This window comes from Kribbella sp. NBC_00359 (assembly GCF_036097425.1).
GTDB lineage: Bacteria > Actinomycetota > Actinomycetes > Propionibacteriales > Kribbellaceae > Kribbella.
On sequence record NZ_CP107975.1, the window covers coordinates 3,551,553 to 3,572,709 of the forward strand.

Here is a 21,157-nt window from a genome sequence, read left to right on the forward strand (position 1 = left end):
GTCACCCGACCTTGGAGGCCGCGGTCAGCTTGCTGACCGCGGCACTCAGGTTCCCGGTCAGGAGCAGGTGCTCGGCGTCCGAGGTGAGTTTCGAGGTGGGCTCGGCGAGGTTCTGGCCGATGTGGTTCTGGGCGATCCAGCGGGCCGTGCCGACGACCGCGTCGTCCTCGGCGAACGTGTCCACCTTGGTGCGCTCGAGGAACTTGGCGGACTGGGCCACGGCCGCCAGGGCAATAGTTGCCTGCGGCCCCGACCAGTCCTTGACCTGGAGCGCCACTCCGGCGGCGATCCCGGCCGCCAGGGCGTACGGGTCGTGCTGGCGGAGCAAGGTGTTCCGGGCGTCGGTCAGCTGCTGCCTCGCGGCCGCCTGGGTGGTCAGACCCCACCCGAACGGATACTGCGGATCGTAGGAAGCGTCACCGACGTTCAGTGGCTGCTGGGCTTCCGACCGCGGCCAGCTGACTGGGAGCCGGCCACTGAACGGGCGCTTGCCGAACAGTACGTCGGCAACACCCGCACCCTCGGTACCGGGCAACCACGACGCCACCAGCGCGTTGATCTTGCCGAGTTGGTCGGCGATGACCTGCGGCCGGCCGGAGACGATCAGTACGACGCACTTCATCGCCCCGCACACCTTGTCCACGGCCGCCTTGTCGGCGTCGGAGAGCAGCAGGTCGTGACCGTTGCCCACGTCACCGATCCCTTCGGCGTACGGGCGTTCGCCGACCACGACGACTCCGACGTCGTGACCCTCGAGCGGTGCCGATGCGTCGGCGCTGAAGGTGGCCGTCGGCACCACCTGCTTGATCCCGTCCAGGATCGTCGTACCGGTGGTCGTCGCACCGGAGCCGCCCTGCCACGTGATGCTCCATCCGCCCATCTGGTTACCCAGGTCGTTGGCGTTGCTGCCGGCGACGTACACCTTGGCGGTGGGTGCCAAGGGCAACAGGTTGCCGTCGTTCTTCAACAGCACCTGGGACTTCGCGGCCGCCTCCCGGCCGACCGCCCGGTGCGCGGCCGACCCGATCTCGGAGCTGCGCGACGTGTCGGCGTACGGGTGCTCGAAGAGGCCGAGCTTGAACTTCTCGGTCAGGATCCGCCGGACGGCGTCGTCGACCCGGGTCATCGGGATCCGGCCGGCGGTGACCTCGTCGGTCAGGCCCTGGGTGAAGCCCTGGTAGTTCGTCGGCACCATGATCATGTCGAGGCCGGCGTTGATCGACGTACGGATGTCGCTGGCGTAGTCGCCCGGCAGTTGGTCGATCGCCTGCCAGTCGCTGATCACGAAGCCGCCGAAGCCCATCCGCTGCTTCAGCACCCCGTTGATCAGCTCGGCGTTCCCGTGCATCTTCACCGGAGCCACGCCGTCGATCGCGACACTCGAGTACGACGGCATCACGGTGCCGACGCCGAGATCCACGGCGGTCTGGAACGGCGCCAGGTGCAGCGTCTCCAGCTGGGCCCGGGTGACCTCGGTGATGCCCTGGTCGATCTTGTACGAACCCGTCGTCGAGGAGCCGTACGTCGTACCGCCGTCGCCGACGAAGTGCTTCGCGGTCGCCAGTACGTGGTTGTACTGCGCGAGCTGGCTGCCGTCCGCCTTGCCCTGCAGGCCGGTGACCACGGTCGCCATCGACTGGACGAGTGCCGGATCCTCACCGAAGCCCTCGTAGGCCCGGCCCCAGCGGTCGTCGCGGACCACGCACACGCACGGCGCGAAGTCCCACGGGATACCGGTCGCGCGGACCTCGGTCGCGGTCACCTCACCGGTCCGCTTGGCCAGGTCGGGATCGCGGGTCGCGCCCATACCGATGTTGTGCGGCAGGATCGTCGCGCCGACCACATTGTTGTGTCCGTGAACGGCGTCGACGCCGTAGATCAGCGGGATCTGCAGCCGCGTCGCCTGCGCGTTCAGCTGGAAGTTGTCGATCATCGCGGCCCAGGCGGCCGGCGTGTTCGGCGTCGGCACCGAGCCGCCGCCGGACAGCAGCGAACCGAGCGCGTACGACGCGATGTCGCTGCGGGACCGGAGTGCGTTGCGCTCGGCCTGGGTCATCTGGCCGACCTTCTCGGCCAGGTTCATCCGGGCGAGCAGGTCGTCGACCCGCTTCTTCAGCGGGAGCTTGGGGTTGAGATACGGGAGGTCGTGGGCATTGATCACCACGACCGGCTGGGTCGAGGGAGCCTTCGCGCCGGTGACGGTCAGCTCCAGCGGGATCGTCTCGGCGGCCTCGGCGGTGCGGTCCTTGCGGGTGGTGACCGCCACGGTGTGAGAGGTGCCGGACGCCGTACCGGCCGGGAAGGTGAACGTGCCGGAGACTGGGTTGTAGTCGTCCGTACCGGCGGTGCCGGTGCCGGTGCGGTAGTCGACGGTGACCGGTTCCTCCAGCGGAGTGCTGCCGGTGGTCGCGACAGAGATCTTGACCTGTGCGGTGCCGCCCTCCTTGACCGGGTAGACGCCGGCGTCGGTGACGACGCTTGCCTTCAGCGCGGGGTCGGCCTTGCCGTAGACCTCGACCTGGTCGATCGCGAACTCGCCGGGGGAGCCGACCGGCATGGTGATCGCGTAGCCCCACATCTGGGTCAGGTTCAGCACCTGGTCGATGCCGCCGACCGGCTGGTAGTCGCTGCGGTAGACCAGTTCGCTGAACGGGATCTCGACCAGGTGCCAGCCCTGCCAGTCGTCGGTGAAGCTCGTGTTCCACAGCTCCGACGCCTCGGCGTTGGCGCCGCCGTCCTTGATCTCGAAGAAGATCCGCTTGCCGGAGCCGGGTGGGAGTGGCGCGGTGTTCTGGCCGTACCACCAGAACCGAATGCCCTTGTGTGCGGACCAGTCGCCGGGGTTCTGGTCGAAGGTCACGTCGTGGCTGAAACCGCCGTACCCGCTGATGTTGTAGGTGCCGTGCAGCACCTTCTCGCCGGACGGCGCGTCGGCGCGGGTCTGCAACTCCATCGTCGGCGGGTCGTCGGCGTCGCTGCCCCAGCCGAAGATGCCCGCGTTCGGCGGGAACGCGAACGGCTCGGCCCCCTCGAACGCCGCCAGCACGATCGGCGCCGGATCATCGGCCGCCGCCTGCAACGGCAGCAGCCCGGTGATCAGCGCTGCCGCCGCGAAGAGCGCTGTCTGACGAAAACCACGCATGGCCGACTCCCCACCTCCGCGCGAGCCTCACACCCACGTCCGGCCCCGACTCTCAGCTCTCCCCACCCCCAGGTCAACCCCTCGCCGGTTCCGGAACTAGAGCGCTCTCATCACCACCTCGGGCCGCATGTGCGGCCGCGGGCCGGCGCGATACCGGAAGCGGACCAGTTCAGGCGCGGGGATGCTGACCGCGCCGAACTCGGTCGCGCGGTGGGCAGCGACCCAGTCGATCAGCTTCCCGGGCTGCGTGATGGCGGTGGTGAAGTGCAGGAGGTTCAGGTACCAGATGTCGCGGCGACCGTGCGGCCGCTCGAACCAGTCGTCGGGCCCGAGCTCGACGGCGAAACGATCCATGAGGTCGTCGGCGTTCGAGTCGAGAGGAAACGCGCAGGCCATCACGGTCCCCGGGGTGAGCGTGAGGCCGGCGACGCGGAAGCAGGTCGGGCCCGTCCCGGCGCGGTCGAGAGCGGACTGGTAGCGCTGGATTGCGGGGTCGTGCGGCTCGATGACCGCGCGATAGCCCTCCAGAGCGCGGACGGTGAGGTGGGCGGAGCCGATGCGGCCCGTGTGCCAGTGATCCGGGCCGGCGAGGTCCGCGGCCTCGGTGGTCAGGTCGTCGAGGTGGCGGCTGAGCAGGTCGTCCCTGGGTGGGCGGAGTGCGACGGAGACCGGCCAGCGGCCGCCGTCCTGCGGGAGAGCGTCGCGCTGGTGGTCGCCGGCGGCGATGAGTGGGGCGGCTCGATCGAACAGCTGGTCGAACTTCGGCAAGATCCCTCCCTGGGCGTCGGCTGGATACGACGCTGCGGCATCGCGGTGGGTTGGGTGGAAGGGTGGACAGGGCGGAGTTGGTGGGTGAGGGTGTGGCTGCGGGGGTCGGGTTGGCTGCTTGGGGGCTGGCTTCCGTGGTAGCTGGGTTCTCCGGTGTGTGAGGCTGAGGAGGAACTGTGAGGAAGCTGGCCTGTCTGTTGAGTGGTGTGGCGTTGATCGTCCCGCTGGCGATCGTCGCCGCCGTCCAACCCGCCACGGCGGCGCCCGCCGTCGACGCGGCGTCGGGCACCCCGTCCAAGATCCCGACCCTGCTGCGGCAGAGCGCGGAGCTGGCCAAGGCCGCCGCGTCGGCCAAGGCAAAGGTGGCCGGTCCGGAAGCCCGTTCGCTCGGTGTCGACACCAGCGGCCGGATCGGCGTCCAGGTGTACGCCGCCGCACCCGTGACCGCGGCACAGGAAGCCGACCTGTCGACGCTCGGCGTGACGGTCCTGAAGAACTCGGCGGACTTCAAGGCTGTCCCCGGTGCCGATCTGCCCAGCACCGGCCTCGTGTCCGCCTCGGTGCCGTCCGACAAGCTCGACGCCGTCGCCGCGCTCGGCTGGGTGACCGCCCTGCGACCGTCGCTGCGGCCGGCCGTCGACGTCGGCGCGATCACCGCCGAGGGCGTCCAGCTGCACCAGGCCGACAAGGCCCAGGCGCGCGGCTTGACCGGACGCGGCCAGAAGGTCGGCGCGATCTCCGGCGACGTCGACCACATCGCCGACTCGATCGCCGCGGGCGAGTTGCCGAAGAACGTGCAGGTGCTGCAGCAGGCGGCGTACGACGATGACGAAGGCACCGCGATGCTGGAGATCATCCACGACATGGCGCCCGGCGCGAAGCTTGCCTTCGCCAGCACGCAGGACACCACCGCGCAGTACGTCGAGGCGTTCCACACGCTCGCCAATGCCGGCGTCACGATGATCGCCGAGGACATCGCGCTCGACGACGAGCCGGCCTTCCAGCAGGGCATCGGCGCCGCAACCGCCGAGGGCCTGGCCAAGCACGGCATCTGGGTCAGCTCGTCAGCCGGGAACCTCGGTGGCCGGCACGCGCCGAGGGTGACGGCCACGGGCACCGGTAAGGGCCCGGACGGCGTCGTGGGTCCGTTCAATGGCTGCCCGAACGCACCCGACAACGTGGTGCAGCTCCGGGGTGCCGACACGACCTACGATCTCAACCTGCTGCCCGGTGCGGCGATCCTGCCGACCCTGCAGTGGAGTGAGCCGCGCGCGGTGTTCCCGACCGCGGGACAGGGTGGATTCACCGACCTCAACCTGTACCTGATGGACGCCGCCGGTACGACGTGCCTCGCAGCCAGCAACGCGGTTCAGGCGAACGGGGTCGGCGACACCATCGAGCAGTTCATCTACGAGAACACGACCACTGTCGCGCAGCCGGTCAAGCTGGTCGTCGACGTGCAAGGCACCTCGACAGCCCGTAAGGCCCCGATCCTGGACCTGCGCTGGCGTGCACTGTCGGCCGGCGTCCAGACGATCGACCCGCCGGAGCGCGCCGGCTCGATGAACCCGGACTCGAACTACCTGGGCTTCGCGACCAGCGCCGGCGCCGTCAACGCCAGTCTGTCGGTCGACCCGGCGACGGTCGCGCTCGAGCCGTACAGTGCGGCCGGCCCGACCCAGATCGTCACCACCACCCGGTGCCCGGGCGGGAAGCCGGGTCCGTGCAAGGGAGTCTCCGGTGGTTCGTCGCGGAGCTTCCCGGCGCCGTACTGGGCCGCCGCCGACGGTGTCTCCGTCAGTGGCGCCGGCGGCTTCGGATCCGGAACCTGCCCGACCACGGTGCAAGGCGCCTGCCGCTTCTTCGGTACGTCGGCGTCCGCGCCGACCGCGGCCGGAGTGGCAGCCCTGACCCGGCAGGAGTTCGGCGGCCGGCTGGCGCCGATCGCCCTGAACGCGATCCTCGCGCACCGGGCCGTCGACAGGTCCGGACCCGGCTTCGGAGCCGGCGTCCTGAGCGCGCGCTGACGATCTGCTCCGGGTGCCTCCCGCAGGCACCCGGAGCAGCATTAAGAAGTTCTAGTGGTCCGATTAAGCACGAATTCAGTAGCCAGAGTGATGGACCCTGCCGGTCGCGGCCGGAAAGGATGTCAGCATGACTACACGTTTCGGGATTTTCGTTCCGCAGGGCTGGAAGATGGATCTCGCGCAGATCGCGGATCCGATTGAGCAGTGGGAAGCGATGACGTCGGTCGCGAAGCGGGCCGACGACCAGTCCTGGGACTCGATCTGGCTCTTCGACCATTTCCACACGGTGCCGGAGCCCAGTGACAACACCACCTTCGAGTGCTGGAGTGCGACGGCCGCGCTGGCCCGCGACACCGAGCGGGTGAACATCGGCCAGATGGTCGGCTGCAACGGCTACCGCAACCCGGCGCTGTACGCGAAGATCGCGTCCACCGTCGACGTCGCCAGCCACGGCCGCCTGTACGCCGGGATCGGCGCGGGCTGGTACGAGCACGAGTGGAAGGCGTACGGCTACGATTGGACCGACATCCCGCCGCGGATGGCCGCGTTCCGGGAGGCCACCGAGATCATCTACAAGATGTGGACCGAGGACAAGCCGGTCTTCAACGGCAAGTACTACTCGATCGACGCGCCGATCAACGAGCCGAAGGGCGTGCGCAAGCCGCACCCGAGCTTCTGGATCGGCGGCGGCGGCCCGAAGGTGACGCTGAAGCTGGTCGCGGAGTACGGCGACGCCGCGAACATCGGCGGGGGCAACCCCGAGGTGATCCGGGAGAAGGCCGCGATCCTGCGCGATCACTGCCAGAAGGTCGGCCGCGACTACGACGAGATCATCAAGTCGACCTCGTTCAACGTGTTCCCGATCGACAAGGGTGACGACCCGCAGCGGGCGACCGAGAAGGCGCTCGGCCCGATGGACCGAGAGAAGTTCGACAACGACAACCTGATCGGCACCGAGGACGAGATCGCGGACAAGGTCGAGGCCTCCCTCGAGGCCGGCGCCGACTACATCATCTTCTACGTCCCGGGCGTCGCCTACGACCTGGACCTGGTGGATCGGGTGGAGCAGGTCGCCAAGCGCTTCGCCTGACCGTCATATGGCCATGACCGGTATCGGTCATGGCCGGTGTACGTCAGCCGGAGCGGTGGACCGGGGCTGAGGGCAACTGTCAGGCTCCCGAAGATGGCCTCGCGTGGGTCGGGGCATCGGGAGGTGTCCGCCTGTGTTTGCCCAATCATCCCGTTGCGCGACGAGCCTGCTTGCGACGGTGGTCGCCAGTTCCCTGCTGCTGGCGACCATCTCCGCGCAGGCTTCCGGCGGCGGTTCCACCGCGGCCGCGACCGGCCAGCCGACCCCGGGCGCGAGCACGCGCCGGATCACGCTGGTGACCGGCGACGTCGCCGAGCTGACCACGAGCTCGAACGGCCAGGTCTCCGCCCGGCTGACGAGCGACGAGCCGTACTACTTCGGCACCTTCGACGGTGAGCTCAGCCTGGTCCCGGCCAAGGCCTACCAGCTGCTGAGCGACGGCCGCCTGGACAAGCAGCTGTTCAACCTCACCGACCTCGTCGCGCAGGGGTATGACGACGCCGGCAGCGACCAGTTGCCCCTCCTCCTGACCGCGCCGGCCACTCTGCGCAGCGCCCCGTCCACGCCGGCCGCCGCGACTCTGCGCCGTACGCTCCCCAGCGTCGACAGCAGCGCGGTCACCGTGCGGAAGGCCGATGCCAAGACCTTCTGGGACAGCATCAGCGGCCCCACGGCCTTCAAGAGCGGCAGCCAGGTCAGCAAGATCTGGCTCGACGGCCGCACTCATGCCACCCTCGACCAGTCCACCCGGCAGATCGGTGCGCCGGCCGCATGGAAGGCCGGGTACGACGGACGTGGCGTCAAGGTGGCCGTGCTCGACACCGGGTACGACGCCGGGCACCCCGACCTCGCCAAGCAGGTCGTGGCGTCGGAGAGCTTCGTCCCGGGCGAGGCTGTCCAGGACCTGTTCGGTCACGGCACTCACACCGCCTCCATCGTCGCCGGCCTCGGCACGGCGTCCGGCGGGAAGGAGAAGGGCGTCGCGCCCGGCGCCGGCCTGCTGATCGGCAAGGTCCTCGACAACAAGGGCGGCGGGTTCGACTCCGAGGCGATCGCCGGGATGGAGTGGGCCGTCCAGCAGGGCGCGAAGATCATCAGCATGAGTTTCGGCGGCCGGCCGACCGACGGGTCCGACCCGATGAGCCAGGCCGTCGACGACTTGTCGAAGTCCAGCGGCGCGCTGTTCGTGATCGCGGCCGGTAACGCCGGGGCGGAGGAAACTGTCGGTTCTCCCGGTGCCGCGTCCGAGGCGCTGACCGTGGGCGCGGTCGACGGCAACGACAAGCTCGCGTACTTCTCCAGCCGTGGCCCACGCCTCGGCGACGGCGCGATGAAGCCAGAGGTCACCGCGCCCGGCGTGGAGATCCCGGCCGCCCGTGCCGCCGGCACCGAACAGGGTCACGTGCTCAGCCAGTACTACACGGCGATGAGTGGCACCTCGATGGCGACTCCGCACGTCGCCGGCGCCGCCGCGATCCTGGCGCAGCGCCACCCGGACTGGACCGGCCAGCAGTTGAAGGCCGCGCTGGCCGCGACGGCAGTGCCCGCCAAGGACGCGACGCCCGCTCAGCAGGGCCTCGGCCGGATCGACATCCCGAAGGCGCTCGACCCGACGATCCTGCCCGACACCGCGAACCTCTACTTCGGTGACGTCTCCTGGTCCGGGCCCACGCCGCCGGCGCCGGTCGTCCGCAAGTTCACGTACCGCAACACGTCCGGCCGTCCGGTGACCCTCGATCTAAGCGTCACCGCACAGTCCCCGAGCAAGGTCGACGCGGCTGTCACGGTGACTCCGGCGCGGATCACGGTCCCGGCCCACGGGGTGGAGTTGGCCGCCGTCATCCTCGATCTCGCGAAGACCCAGCCGGCCAAGTACTCCGGCGTCGTCACGGCACGTTCCGGCAGTACGTCGTACCGGACCGGGCTCGGGTTCGCGGCCGGCGGACGGCTGAACCAGGTGACCGTGAAGGCGATCGGCCGTGATGGCCAGCCCGCCACCACGAAGGCCGGGGCGAGCGGTGTGCAGCTGTGGAACCAGGACACCGGCGACGTGAGCGGGATCGCGTTCGACCAGACCGGCAGCCGGACCCTCGACGTGCCGACCGGGCGGTACAGCGTGATGGCGTACGCGATGGGCGGTGACGAGGCCAACTGGGCGAACTCGGTCACCCTGCTCGGTGATCCGGACGAGTGGATCGACGGCGACCGGACGTACACCTTCGACGCCCGCAAGGCGCACAAGGTGACGGTGAAGACGCCGCGGCCGGCCGACGCGCAGAGCGTCGGCATCGCGTGGCATCGCAAGGTCGGCGACCGCGACGCGGTGTCCGGCTGGGCGTACAACGGCCGGGTCGCCAACGGCATCTACGTGCAGGACTTCGGAAAGGTTGCCAACGGCACCTTCCAGGTCGTGCAGCGCTGGGACCTCGCACAGCCGATGCTGACCGTCGACGTCAGCGGCGCGGGCAGCAGCTTCCGGCTCCCGACGCCGGGCTCGGGCTCCAGCCGGACCGTGTACGTCGGCAACGAGAAGCTCCCGCTGGTGAACGGCGGCGACGGTACGCCGGCCGAGCTGACCGGGGTCAAGGACAAGGTTGCGCTGATCCGGTGGGTCGCGTCCGACCAGGTCACCCCACAGGTCAAGGCGGCGAAGGACGCCGGCGCGAAGGCAGTCTTCCTGTACAAGGAGGCGCCGGGCTACTGGTCGACCGGGACGGAGCAAGGCGTCCCGTTGTACCTGCTGCGGTCCGAGCAGGGGAAGCAGCTTCTCGACCTACTGGCGAAGGGCCCGGTTTCCCTGCAACTGAACGGCTTGCGGGACAGCACCTACCGCTACGACCTGGCTGTCGGGCCATCGACCGTGAACGGCCCGCTCACGTTCGACGTCGCGAAGATGCGGCCGGCCGTGGTGACCATGGACTTCGCGCGCAACGAGGCCTTCCCGCTGCACAACGATCAGCGGATCGCGCACCTGCCGGGGATCGCCACCGGGCTGTCGTCGACCCGCGGTGTGACCGGACCGGTCACTCGCACCGACTATCTGGTCACGGATCTCAAGGGTGTCACCTGGGACGAGAAGACGGCCGCGGGCGAGTGGAACGAGAGCGGCTTCGAGTCCACGGTTCCGCGCGGCTACCGGCCGAACGAGAAGGCCACCCGCGGCTGGTGGGAGTCACTCATGCGTCCGGCTGTTCCGGTGGCGACGAGCGCCGAAGAGGCGGGCGGCTGGCCGCCGGCCCGGTTCGAGAACGCGCTGCGGATCGCGATCCCGCAGTACGTGAACGGCGATCGCACCATCTTCGGCTGGGGCGACCGGGGCGACGTGACGAGTATGACCTTGAGCAGCAATGGCGTCGAACTCGGCCGCGAGGCCTGGTCCGTCGGTCAGTTCGCGGTCCCGGCGAAGGCGGCGTGGTATGACCTGACGCTCGACCAGCAGCGTGGTCCGAACAGTTGGGCGACCACGTCGACAGCCACCCACACCGAGTGGCACTTCCTGTCCAAGCCGACGAAGACGCGGTCCGTCCTGCCGCTCGTGCAGGTCGATTACAAGCACACGGACGGGATGCTCGAGCTCAAACCGGCGTACCAGCCGGGCGTCCGCGGGGTCAGGGTCTTCCGGACCACCGCCGAGATCTCGTACGACGGGACGACCTGGCAACGACTGGCGTTGCGGGGAGTCGGTGGCGCGGTGCGGGCTCAACTGCCGGCCGCTCCGGTGGGCGCGTCGTACGCGAGCATCCGGGTGGCCGCGACCGATCTGATCGGCAACAAGATCAGCCAGACCATCGAGAAGGCTTGGGCCGTGAACTGACCTGAACGTTAAAAAGGGCGACGCCACGAAGCCGGGGGGAGTGCTCCGTGGCGTCGCCGGGGGCGCGCCAAGGGAGGGGTGGGGGCTGGCGCGCCGGTCTTGGGGGGTCAGTTCCCGAGCAGGCCTCCACCGAGAATGCCCAGCAGCCCGAGCACGGACAGCAGGTTGCGGATGACCTGGTCGACGGCCTTCGTGCCGCCGGTCTGGTAGGCGGTCACGCACTTCTGCAGCTGGTCCTGGGTCGGCTTGGTGATCGTCACCTTCGCCATCTCGGACTGGCAGTACTGCGTCGCCTTGGTCAGCTCACCGACCGTGCTGCCGACCGTGCCGACGATCAGGCCGGCCGCCGTCTGCAGCGTCGCGACGCCCGGCGCCGGCGGCTTGGTGGTCGTGGGCGGCTTGGTCGTCGCCGGCGGTTGGGTGGTGGTCGGCGGCTTGGTGGGATCGTCCGACGGCTTGCCGGTGGTCGGCGGGCGCTTCGTCGGGTCGGTCGTCGGCTTGCCGGGCTGGTCCACGACCGTCGGCGTCGGCCTGACCGACGGGTACGTCTCCTGGTTCGTCGCCTGCGGCAGGTTGTTGTCGGCGGGGGCGTCGATGGTCGGATCGCCGACCTGGTCCCCGGCCCGGTCGACCCCCTGCTCGTCGTCCTCGGTGCCGTTGCCGACCGCGATCCAGCTGCCGCCGGCGTACGCCTTGGCGATGCTCACGACCAGGTCGACGTACTGCTGGGAGTGGTTGTAGCGCAGGACAGCCGACTCCAGGTCGCTCGCCTTGGAGAGGTCCGTCTTGCCGGAGCACAGGTAGACCGCGGTCGACATGGCCGCGTCGTCGATGTCCTGTGGGTTCCGCACGCCGTCGCCGTCGCCGTCCACTCCCATCGACCGCCAGGTGCCCGGGATGAACTGCATCGGGCCGACCGCCCGGTCGAACGCGCCGTCGCCGTCGAACGCACCGGCGTCGGTGTCGGCGATCTTGGCCGTGTTCACGCCGTCGAGCCGCGGGCCGTAGATGCCCGGCACGGCGACGCCCTGCGAGTTCAGCGCGTTGCCGCCGAAGCGGCCGTGGTTCGACTCGACGCGGCCGATGGCGGCCACCAGCGTCCAGGGCAGATGACAGCCCGGGTCCACCTGGGCCAGCACCTGCTGGGCCCGGGAGTACGCCTTCAGCGCCGCGTTCGGGATGCCGTTGCGGGACAGGCCGGACACCACCTGGGTCGGCTGCTCGCCGGGATCGACGCCGTGGCCGACCACACCCGGCACCGGCACGTTGGCCGGCTGGGCGATCGGCTGCTTCGGCACGACGACCGGACTGTTGCCGGACAGGCCCTGCTCCAGCGACGCCGTGGCGATCGCCGGATCATCCGTGGCACTGACGGTGAACGCGCTCGCGAACAACGCCAACGGGATGAGCGGCGCCACCTGACGCCACCCTCCACTCGTGGCGCGGCGCTTGCCCTTCGCCATCGATGATCCCCTCCGTGACTCATCGACCTGCCCGGCCCCACGCCGCGGACACGTCATGTCGTCGTTCTCGGTTGCCGTCGTACTTGGTCTAACGTCCGCCCCGTGCGTGGGTTACGCGCCGGACTCGGACCATCTACGTGCGGTGACGAGGTACCCATACTGGCGCGTAACAACACTGCTTGTGAACCCCCGGCGGGCCATTTGCCCCGGCCCGCCCACCTGATCCGCAGGTCTGTCGGGGACAATAGCGGCCGTGCCCGACCACACAGAACAGTCCGCCGCGCTCTTCGACAGGGCCTCCGCAGTCACCCCGGGCGGGGTCAACTCTCCCGTCCGCGCGTTCCGCGCCGTCGGCGGCGTACCGCGCTTCATGGCATCGGGTGACCGATGTCACATCACCGACGTCGACGGCAACCGCTACCTCGATCTGGTCTGCTCCTGGGGGCCGATGCTGCTCGGCCACGCCCATCCGGAGGTGACCGCCGCCGTCCAGGCCGCGGTCGCCCGCGGGACGTCGTACGGGACGCCGACCGAGACCGAGGTCCTGCTCGGTGAGGAGATCGTCGGCCGGACGCCGGTGGACAAGGTCCGGCTGGTGTCGTCCGGCACCGAGGCCACCATGTCCGCGCTCCGGCTCGCCCGCGGCTTCACCGGGCGCGCCAAGATCGTCAAGTTCGCCGGCTGCTATCACGGACATGTCGACGCACTGCTGGCGCAGGCCGGTTCCGGCGTCATCACCCTGGGCATCCCCGGTACGCCGGGGGTCACCGAGGCGACCACGGCCGACACGATCGTGCTGCCGTACAACGACCAGCCCGCCGTCACCGCCGCCTTCGCCGAGTACGGCGACCAGATCGCGGCCGTGATCACCGAGGCGTCGCCCGGCAACATGGGCGTCGTCCCGCCGCGCGACAACTTCAACGCCTTCCTCGCCACGACGTGCAAGGACAACGGCGCACTGTTCATCTCCGACGAGGTGATGACCGGCTTCCGGATCACCCGCTCCGGTTGGTACGGCGTCGACGGCGTCCAGCCGGATCTGATGACGTTCGGCAAGGTGATGGGCGGTGGCTTCCCGGCCGCGGCCTTTGGCGGCCGGGCCGACATCATGGCCCACCTGGCGCCGGAGGGCTCGGTCTACCAGGCCGGGACTCTGTCCGGGAACCCGATCGCCACCACGGCCGGCCTGACCACGTTGCGGCTGGCAACCGATGAGGTGTACGCCCGGCTGGACGAGACCTCGGCCACCATCCAGCGCCTGGTCACGACCGCGCTGGACAAGGAGGGTGTGCCGCACGTCATCCAGGCCGCCGGGAACCTCTTCAGCGTCTTCTTCGTGGAGTCCTCGGAGGGATCTGCCGAGATCCGGGACTTCGCCGGTGCGAACGCCCAGGTGCTGCCCCGGTTCGCGGCGTTCTTCCATGCAATGCTTGAGGCTGGTGTCTACCTGCCGCCAAGTGCGTTCGAGGCTTGGTTCGTCAGCGCCGCGATCGACGACGACGCGCTGGCCGAGCTGGAGTCCGCCCTCGCCCCGGCTGCTCGTGCGGCAGCCGCAGTACGGAACTGAGAAGGGAACGGCAGCGGTGACCGAAACGACGGTCGTGCATCTGATGCGTCACGGCGAGGTGCACAACCCGACCGGTGTGCTCTACGGCCGGATCCCCGACTTCCACCTGTCCGAGCTCGGCCGGAAGATGGCGGACCGGGTGGCCGAGCACGTGGCCGGCCGGGACATCGTCCATCTGGTCAGCTCGCCGCTGGAGCGGGCCCAGGAGACGATGGAGCCGATCGCCGAGACGCTCGGGCTGACCCCGGACATCGACGAGCGGGTGATCGAGGCGGCGAACCTGTTCGAGGGCAAGAAGTTCGGCGTCGGCGACGGCGCGCTGCGCAACCCGAGTGCCTGGTGGTTGCTCCGGAACCCGATCAAGCCGTCCTGGGGTGAGCCGTACCAGCAGATCGTCCGGCGGATGCGGGACGCGATCGAGACCGCCCGGCAGAAGGCCGCCGGGCACGAGGCGCTGATCGTGTCGCACCAGCTGCCGATCTGGATCGTCCGGTCGGCGATCGAGGGCCGCCGGCTGCCGCACGACCCGCGCAAGCGGCAGTGCAGCCTGGCCAGCCTGACCTCGTTCACCTTCCACGGCGAGACGATCGTCTCGGTCGGCTACTCCGAACCGGCCAAGGACCTGCTGCCGGTGAAGAACCCGAAGAAGTTCGTAGGCGGCGCGTGATGTTTCGCCGTACGACGCTCCTCGTCGCCGGACTGCTGCTGATCGCAGGCTGCAGCTCCGGCCAGCAGGCCGCGCAGAACCGGGAGGGACAGGCCGGGTTCGTCAGCGGCACCGGGAACGTGTCGGTGTTCGCCCCGGCGAACCGCAAGCCGGCGCCCGCGCTGACCGGTACGACGCTGGACGGCAAGCCGTGGAGCCTGGCCGACCAGACCGGCAAGGTAGTCGTGCTGAACGTCTGGGGCTCGTGGTGCCCGCCCTGCCGCAAGGAAGCACCGGACCTGGTCGCGGCCGCGAAGGAACTCGGCCCGACGGTGCAGTTCATCGGGCTGAACACCCGTGACCTCGACCCGGCGCCGGCCCGCAAGTTCGTGCAGGAGTTCGGCGTGCGGTACCCGAGCATCTACGACCCGAACGGCAAGGCACTGCTGCGGTTCCGCGGCCAGATCTCGCCGAAGGCGATCCCGACCACGCTGGTGATCGACAAGTCCGGAAAGGTCGCGGCGCGGGTGGTCGGCGAGGTCTCGAAGGACACCTTGCTCGGCATGGTCCATGATGCTTCCGCCGGTTGACCGAAGGAATCAGCACCGTGGGTGAGTGGTTCGCCGAGTCGATGACGGGTTCGATGCTGGTGGCATTGCCGATCGCGGTGCTGGCCGGTGCGATCTCGTTCTTCTCACCCTGCGTCGTACCGCTGCTGCCCGGCTACCTCTCCTACGTCACCGGACTGTCCGCGGCCGAGCTCGGATCGGACAAGCGCGGCCGGATGCTGGCCGGGACGGCCTTGTTCGTGGCCGGGTTCTCCGCGGTCTTCATCCTGACCGGAGTGGTGTTCGGTAAGGCGGGTGACCTGCTGATCGATCACCAGACCGCGATCACGCGGGTACTCGGCGCGCTGACCGTCGTACTGGGTCTGGTCTTCCTCGGCGGGTTCGGCTTCCTGCAGAAGGACATGCGGGTGCATCGGGTGCCGGCGGTCGGGATCGCGGCGGCGCCGCTGCTCGGCATACTGTTCGGATTCGGCTGGACGCCGTGTATCGGGCCGACGCTCGGGACCGTGATGACGCTGGCCACCACCGAGGGCAGCACCGCGCGGGGTGCGATGCTGGCCCTGGTGTTCAGCCTCGGGCTCGGTATCCCGTTCATCGTGGCGGCACTGGCGTTCCGGCGGATGCTGGGCGCGGTGGCGTGGGTCCGCAGGCACCAACTGCTGGTGATCCGGATCGGCGGCGTACTGATGATCGCGGTGGGGCTACTGCTGCTGACGGGAGTGTGGGATGCGATGACCGCGGACCTGCGGCAGTGGGTCGCCAACTTCGGGTCGGCGGTGTGACGTGACCGAGGTCAAGGACCACATCGCCGCACCGACCGGGGGTTCCGGCAACGAACCGCCCGCGCTCGGCCTGGTCGGCTGGCTGCGCTGGACCTGGCGGCAGCTCACCTCGATGCGGACTGCGCTGGTGCTGCTGTTCCTGCTCGCGCTCGGCGCGGTGCCCGGCTCGCTGGTCCCGCAGACGGCGATCGATCCGATCAAGGTGTCGGACTTCCTCACGGCGCATCCGAAGCTCGGGCCGTTCTACGACAAGCTCGGGCTCTTCGACGTCTACAAGTCGCCCTGGTTCTCGGCCATCTACCTGCTGCTGTTCATCTCGCTGATCGGGTGCGTGGTGCCCCGGCTCGGCGTGTACCTGAAGGCGATCCGGGCCAGGCCGCCGAAGCCGCCGCGCAACCTCAACCGGCTGCCCGGGTACGAGCGCTTCACCGTCGACTCCGAGGGCGACGTCCTCGAGCTCGCGACCCGGGAGCTGAAGCGCCGCCGCTTCCGCGTCCAGGCGTACGACGGTGCCGTCGGAGCGGAGCGTGGTTACCTGCGTGAGGCGGGCAACCTGCTGTTCCACTTCTCGCTGATCCTGGCGCTGGTCGGGGTCGCGTGGGGCTCGCTGTTCGGCTACCGCGGCACCGTCCTGGTTGTCGTGGGCAACGGTTTCTCCAACACGGTCGCGCAGTACGACGACTTCACGCCGGGGCGGGCGTTCAGCGGTGATCAGGATCTGCCGCCGTTCTCCCTGACGGTGAAGGACTTCCAGGTCAAGTTCCAGGAGGACGGGCCGCAACGCGGCGCGGCGCGTGAGTTCAAGGCGCAGCTGTCGTACCAGGAGACACCGGACGCACCGGAGAAGTCGTACGAGCTGCAGGTCAACCACCCGCTCAAGCTCGACGGCAGCAGCCTCTACCTGCTCGGCCACGGCTACGCGCCGCGGGTGACCGTGCGGGACGGGAACGGGCAGGTCGCGTTCTCCGGACCGGCGCCGTTCCTGCCGCAGGACAGCAACTTCTCGTCGTTCGGCGTGATCAAGGCGCCGGACGCCCGGCCGATGACGCTGGGCTTCGAAGGCTTCTTCCTGCCGACCGCGGTGATCGACCAGCGCGGTCCCGTCTCGGTGTTCCCCGACGACCTGAACCCGATGCTGGTGATGACCGGGTACTACGGCCGCCCGCAGCCGGAGACCGGGAAGCCGGAGTCGGTGTACCAGCTGGACAAGACCAAGCTCACGCAGTTCGAGCAGAACGGCGACAAGTGGCGCTTCCAGCTCGCGCCGGGCCAGACCCAGGCCCTGCCGGACAAGGCCGGCACGATCACCTTCGACGGCTACAGCCGCTGGGTGAAGCTGCAGGTCAGCCACACTCCCGGCACCGATCTCGCGCTCGCGGGCATCCTGCTGGCCATCCTCGGGCTGATGGGCTCGCTGTTCGTGCATCCACGCCGTACCTGGGTGCGGGTCCGGACCGAGGACGGGCGTACGGTGGTCGAGGTAGCGGGACTGGACCGCGGACCCGAGCGTGGCCTCGGCGACGAGATCCGGGCCATCGGTGCGGTACTCAGACCTGATCGATCGAGCACGCAGGAGACATCATGAGCCCGGAGACTTACGCGCACGTCTCCAACCTGCTGATCCCGACCGCCACCGTGATCTACGCCCTGGCGATGATGTCGCACGCGATGGAGTGGGCCCTCGGCCGCTCGGCGGTGGCGAACACGGCCGCGGTGAAGGAGGAGGTCCTGGTCGCCTCCGACGGCGAGCAGGTCATCGGGGGCTCGACCGACGACGTACCTGACGCCGACGGGAGCATGGAGCGGCTGGAGGCAGCCAGTCGGATCGGGCTGCTGCTGACCTGGCTGGCGTTCGTCTTCCACCTCGGCGGAGTGGTCACCCGCGGCCTGGCGGCCGGCCGGGTGCCGTGGGGCAACATGTACGAGTTCTCGATCACAGCGTCGCTGGCCGTCGCGATCGTCTACCTGATCTTCGTGCAGCGCTACAAGCTTCAGTGGCTGGGCCTCGGCGTGACCCTCGTGATCGCCGCCGTACTCGGGCTCGCGACGCTCGCGCTGTACACGCCGGCCGGTCCGCTCGTGCCGGCGCTGCACTCCTACTGGCTCGTCATCCACGTGTCCTCGGCCGCGATCTCCGGTGGTGCGTTCACCGTCGGCGGCCTCGTCTCGGTGCTCTACCTGATCAAGGCCCGCGCCGAGCGGAAGGTGCTGGCCGGCGGGACGATGTCGGCGTCGCTGCGCCGGCTGCCGAGTGCGGAGTCGATGGACAGTACGGCGTACAAGGTGCTGGCGTTCGCGTTCCCGCTGTGGACCTTCGGGGTGCTGGTGGCCGGGCCGATCTGGGCCGAGTACGCCTGGGGCCGGTACTGGGGCTGGGACCCCAAGGAGGTCTGGTCGCTGGTGACCTGGGTGGTGTACGCCGCCTACCTGCACGCGCGGGCGACCGCGGGCTGGCGGGGCCGCCGGGCCGCGACGATCGCGATCGTCGGCTGGTTCGTGTTCATCTTCAATTTTGTCGGGGTCAACCTGTTGGTCTCCGGTCTGCACTCCTACGCTGGGGTGTGAGATGAAGGAGTTCGCCATCTACACCGGCCTGCGGGCGGCGCTGTTCGCCGTCTGCTTCGCGGTGCTGTGGTTCGCGCTGAACAACTGGCTGAGCCTGTTCCCGCTGCTGCTGCTCGCGCTGATCGCCTCGTCGATCCTGTCGATCTTCGTGCTCCGCGCCGCCCGCGACCGGCTGGCCGGCAAGATCGAGCACCGGGCCGAGCGGATCTCGCACCGGATCGAGCAGGCCCGCACCGCCGAAGACGACGACTGACCGGTCGTTCCGGCCGATCCTTCGGGTAGCCCGTTCGGGCAACTGCGCCGCGTCCAGGCGGCAGAACGCCGTACCACTCGATCGACTGGTACGGAGAGTGACCTAAGCCACTTCCGCCTTTGCGGGAAAATCCTTTGTGCATCCCTTCACATCAGTCGTAGTGTGGTTGATGAAACGAAACCGTTTCGTTCTATCAGCTACCAATGGCTTACGCAGGGTGATCATGGTCGAGACAGCAGGGGTGCGGCAGCGGCCGCGGGTCGAGGGTGGTCGCGAGGAGGAGATCCTCGACGCGACCGTCGCGGTGGTGGCCGAGCTCGGCTACGACCGGCTGACCATGGACGCGGTGGCGACGGCGGCGAAGGCCAGCAAGGCGACGCTGTACCGGCGCTGGACCACCAAGGCCGAGCTGGTCGTCGACGCGATCAGCCGGGCCAAGGGCTGCCCGATCCCGGAGGACGTCGACACCGGCAGCCTGCGGGGCGACCTGATCTCGATGTCGTGTGGTGACGGCGGCTTCACCGACGAACTGCCGATGTCGGTGATCGCCGGTCTGCTCACCGCCCTGCACCGCGACCCGGAGCTGCAGAAGGCGTTCCAGGAGCGCTTCCTCGCGCCCCGGCAGCACGTGGTGGCGACGGTCTACGCCCGGGCCGTCGAGCGGGGCGAGATCGCCCCCGACGTCGACGTCGAGCTGCTCTCGGTGACGCTGCCGGCGGTCATCATCCACCACGCGTACATCCTCGGCGTCGAGCCGACGGACGCCCTGATCCTCCGAGTGATCGACAACGTGATCCTGCCTGCGGCGCGGGGGTCGCAGGTGAGCTGACCGGTGAGGGGCCGGTCCGCGACCAGCAAGACAGTCTGCCCAAGAGGGGAAATATTCTTATGTCCGAAGAAGTCATCAACGCCGATCCGCCGGAGAACCGGCCGGTCGACTCGGTGCACGATTCAGGGACCGAGCCAGAGAACGGCCACGGTCACCGCAACCTCGGCATCGCGCTCGCACTGATCTGCATGGCGCAGCTGATGGTGGTGCTGGACGGCACCATCGTCAACATCGCGTTGCCGCACATCAAGGACGATCTCGGCTTCAGCAACGCGTCGCTGCCGTGGGTGGTCAACGCCTACGCGCTGGCGTTCGGCGGGTTGCTGCTGCTCGGCGGCCGGATCGGGGACATCCTCGGCCGCCGTAAGGTCTTCGTCTTCGGCGTCGTGCTGTTCGGCCTGGCGTCGTTCGTCGGCGGTATCGCCCAGAGCGAGGAAGTGCTGCTGGTCAGCCGGATCCTGCAGGGCGTCGCGGCCGCGGCGGCTGCGCCGAACGCGCTCGCCCTGATCACCACCACCTTCCCGGCCGGCAAGGAGCGCAACCGCGCGATGGCCGTGTACGCCGCGATGTCCGGGGCCGGCGCGGCTGTCGGCCTGATCCTGGGCGGCCTGCTGACCGAGGCATCCTGGCGGTGGACGTTCTTCATCAACACGCCGATCGGCCTGATCGTGGCTGTGCTGGCGTTCCGGTTCCTGGGTGAGTCGGCCCGGCAGACCGGCAAGTTCGACCTGCCCGGTGCGATCACCGGCACGCTGGGTCTGAGCTCCTTGGTCTACGGCCTGACCCACGCGGCCTCGAACGGCTGGGGCGACGCGGCGACGCTGACCTACATCTTCGGTGGTCTGGCCCTGATCGGGATCTTCCTCGGCATCGAGGCCCGGTCGCGGCACGCGCTGCTGCCGTTCCGGATCCTCGCGAACCGGACCCGTGGCGTCAGCTTCTTCGTGATGCTGATCGTCGGTGCGGCGATGTTCTCGATGTTCTACTTCCTGGGCATCTTCGTGCAGAGCATCATGGGCTACAGCGCGCTGAAGACCGGTATCTCGTTCCTGCCGTTCAGTGTCGGCATCGTGGTCGCGGCGCAGGTCGCGTCGACGCTGGTGGCCCGGATCGACCCGCGGTGGATCGCCGGTGCCGGTGGCGTGCTGGTCTCGGCCGGCATGTTCGGGTTCAGCCGGCTCGAGATCGACTCGACGTACCTGACCCACCTGCTGCCGTACATCCTGGTGCTGTCGTTCGGGATGGGCCTGATCTTCGTGCCGATCACGCTGACCGCGGTCAGCGGAGTCGCGCACGAGGATTCCGGTGTCGGCTCCGCGGTGCTGAACACGGTCCAGCAGATCGGTGGTGCGATCGGCCTGGCGCTGCTCGGCACGATCTCCACCAGCGCGATCAAGGACAGGTTCACCGAGCTGGCCCCGGGCCTGCAGAAGGCCGCCGAGGCCGGGCAGTCGCCGGACCAGATCAAGCAGTTGCAGGGGCAGTTCACCGCGCTGGCGACGACGCACGGCTTCACCCGGGCGTTCGTCTGGTCCGCGTTCCTGGCGCTGGGCGCGGCCGTGATCACGATGATCGGCCTGTCGATCAAGCACCAGGATCTGGCGACCGACAACGCGGACGGACCCGTCCACGTGGGCTGAGG

General features: G+C 69.2%; 15 protein-coding genes. 12 read left to right on the plus strand and 3 right to left on the minus strand.

From position 1 onward, the window contains the following. Window position 1: 1 nt before the first annotated feature. Complete coding sequence (locus OG876_RS17390) at window positions 2-3,142, minus strand: glycoside hydrolase family 3 N-terminal domain-containing protein (RefSeq protein WP_328525917.1); 3,141 nt, start codon at window positions 3,140-3,142, stop codon at window positions 2-4. A 96-nt stretch (window positions 3,143-3,238) separates the two neighbouring features. Then, the gene (locus tag OG876_RS17395; protein WP_328525918.1) at window positions 3,239-3,910 is read right to left on the minus strand and encodes a hypothetical protein; all 672 of its coding nucleotides are present in this window, start codon (window positions 3,908-3,910) and stop codon (window positions 3,239-3,241) included. 176 nt (window positions 3,911-4,086) lie between these two features. Here OG876_RS17395 and OG876_RS17400 point away from each other — a divergent pair, with 176 nt between their 5' ends. From OG876_RS17400 to OG876_RS17410, 3 genes are all read left to right on the plus strand, one after another. Then, entirely contained in the window at window positions 4,087-5,937 is a 1,851-nt protein-coding gene (locus tag OG876_RS17400; RefSeq protein ID WP_328525919.1) for a S8 family serine peptidase, read from the plus strand. 127 nt (window positions 5,938-6,064) lie between these two features. Beyond that, window positions 6,065-7,027: an LLM class F420-dependent oxidoreductase gene (locus OG876_RS17405; RefSeq protein WP_328525920.1), complete on the plus strand. Its 963-nt coding sequence runs from the start codon at window positions 6,065-6,067 to the stop codon at window positions 7,025-7,027. A gap of 178 nt (window positions 7,028-7,205) precedes the next feature. Further along, window positions 7,206-10,841, plus strand: coding sequence for a S8 family peptidase (locus OG876_RS17410; protein WP_328525921.1), 3,636 nt, complete (start codon window positions 7,206-7,208; stop codon window positions 10,839-10,841). 107 nt (window positions 10,842-10,948) lie between these two features. Here OG876_RS17410 and OG876_RS17415 read toward each other — a convergent pair whose 3' ends face one another. Continuing rightward, the gene (locus OG876_RS17415; protein WP_328525922.1) at window positions 10,949-12,304 is read right to left on the minus strand and encodes a lytic transglycosylase domain-containing protein; all 1,356 of its coding nucleotides are present in this window, start codon (window positions 12,302-12,304) and stop codon (window positions 10,949-10,951) included. Between the two features lie 244 nt (window positions 12,305-12,548). Here OG876_RS17415 and hemL point away from each other — a divergent pair, with 244 nt between their 5' ends. The 9 genes from hemL (at window position 12,549) to OG876_RS17460 (ending at window position 21,155) form a co-directional block, all read left to right on the plus strand. Continuing rightward, a complete protein-coding gene (hemL, locus tag OG876_RS17420) occupies window positions 12,549-13,871 on the plus strand; it encodes a glutamate-1-semialdehyde 2,1-aminomutase (RefSeq protein ID WP_328526920.1) in 1,323 nt (440 codons plus the stop codon). A gap of 43 nt (window positions 13,872-13,914) precedes the next feature. Further along, window positions 13,915-14,538 carry a histidine phosphatase family protein gene (locus OG876_RS17425; RefSeq protein WP_328526921.1) on the plus strand — a complete coding sequence of 208 codons (624 nt, stop codon included), beginning with the start codon at window positions 13,915-13,917 and terminating at the stop codon, window positions 14,536-14,538. Beyond that, a complete protein-coding gene (locus tag OG876_RS17430) occupies window positions 14,538-15,107 on the plus strand; it encodes a TlpA family protein disulfide reductase (protein WP_328525923.1) in 570 nt (189 codons plus the stop codon). The genes OG876_RS17425 and OG876_RS17430 overlap by 1 nt, the downstream gene beginning before the upstream one ends. Window positions 15,108-15,124: 17 nt before the next feature. Then, window positions 15,125-15,868 (plus strand): cytochrome c biogenesis CcdA family protein, encoded by a 744-nt coding sequence (locus tag OG876_RS17435; RefSeq protein ID WP_328525924.1) that lies wholly within the window; start codon window positions 15,125-15,127, stop codon window positions 15,866-15,868. A 1-nt stretch (window position 15,869) separates the two neighbouring features. Next, complete coding sequence (resB, locus tag OG876_RS17440) at window positions 15,870-17,453, plus strand: cytochrome c biogenesis protein ResB (RefSeq protein WP_328525925.1); 1,584 nt, start codon at window positions 15,870-15,872, stop codon at window positions 17,451-17,453. Beyond that, complete coding sequence (gene ccsB, locus OG876_RS17445) at window positions 17,450-18,433, plus strand: c-type cytochrome biogenesis protein CcsB (protein WP_328525926.1); 984 nt, start codon at window positions 17,450-17,452, stop codon at window positions 18,431-18,433. Before resB ends, ccsB begins: the two co-directional genes overlap by 4 nt. A 1-nt stretch (window position 18,434) precedes the next feature. Continuing rightward, complete coding sequence (locus OG876_RS17450) at window positions 18,435-18,686, plus strand: DUF4229 domain-containing protein (protein ID WP_328525927.1); 252 nt, start codon at window positions 18,435-18,437, stop codon at window positions 18,684-18,686. A gap of 223 nt (window positions 18,687-18,909) precedes the next feature. After that, complete coding sequence (locus tag OG876_RS17455) at window positions 18,910-19,515, plus strand: TetR-like C-terminal domain-containing protein (protein ID WP_328525928.1); 606 nt, start codon at window positions 18,910-18,912, stop codon at window positions 19,513-19,515. A 59-nt stretch (window positions 19,516-19,574) separates the two neighbouring features. Further along, a complete protein-coding gene (locus tag OG876_RS17460) occupies window positions 19,575-21,155 on the plus strand; it encodes an MFS transporter (RefSeq protein ID WP_328525929.1) in 1,581 nt (526 codons plus the stop codon). The last annotated feature ends 2 nt before the right edge of the window (window positions 21,156-21,157 follow it).

Excerpts from the sequence above, each read along its gene's own strand:
- OG876_RS17390 (WP_328525917.1), bottom strand. The coding sequence starts at position 3,142 with ATGCGTGGTTTTCGTCAGACAGCGCTCTTCGCGGCGGCAGCGCTGATC.
- OG876_RS17405 (WP_328525920.1), top strand. The coding sequence starts at position 6,065 with ATGACTACACGTTTCGGGATTTTCGTTCCGCAGGGCTGGAAGATGGAT.
- OG876_RS17415 (WP_328525922.1), bottom strand. The coding sequence starts at position 12,304 with ATGGCGAAGGGCAAGCGCCGCGCCACGAGTGGAGGGTGGCGTCAGGTG.
- OG876_RS17425 (WP_328526921.1), top strand. The coding sequence starts at position 13,915 with ATGCGTCACGGCGAGGTGCACAACCCGACCGGTGTGCTCTACGGCCGG.
- OG876_RS17430 (WP_328525923.1), top strand. The coding sequence starts at position 14,538 with ATGTTTCGCCGTACGACGCTCCTCGTCGCCGGACTGCTGCTGATCGCA.
- ccsB (WP_328525926.1), top strand. The coding sequence starts at position 17,450 with ATGAGCCCGGAGACTTACGCGCACGTCTCCAACCTGCTGATCCCGACC.
- OG876_RS17450 (WP_328525927.1), top strand. The coding sequence starts at position 18,435 with ATGAAGGAGTTCGCCATCTACACCGGCCTGCGGGCGGCGCTGTTCGCC.
- OG876_RS17455 (WP_328525928.1), top strand. The coding sequence starts at position 18,910 with ATGGTCGAGACAGCAGGGGTGCGGCAGCGGCCGCGGGTCGAGGGTGGT.
- OG876_RS17460 (WP_328525929.1), top strand. The coding sequence starts at position 19,575 with ATGTCCGAAGAAGTCATCAACGCCGATCCGCCGGAGAACCGGCCGGTC.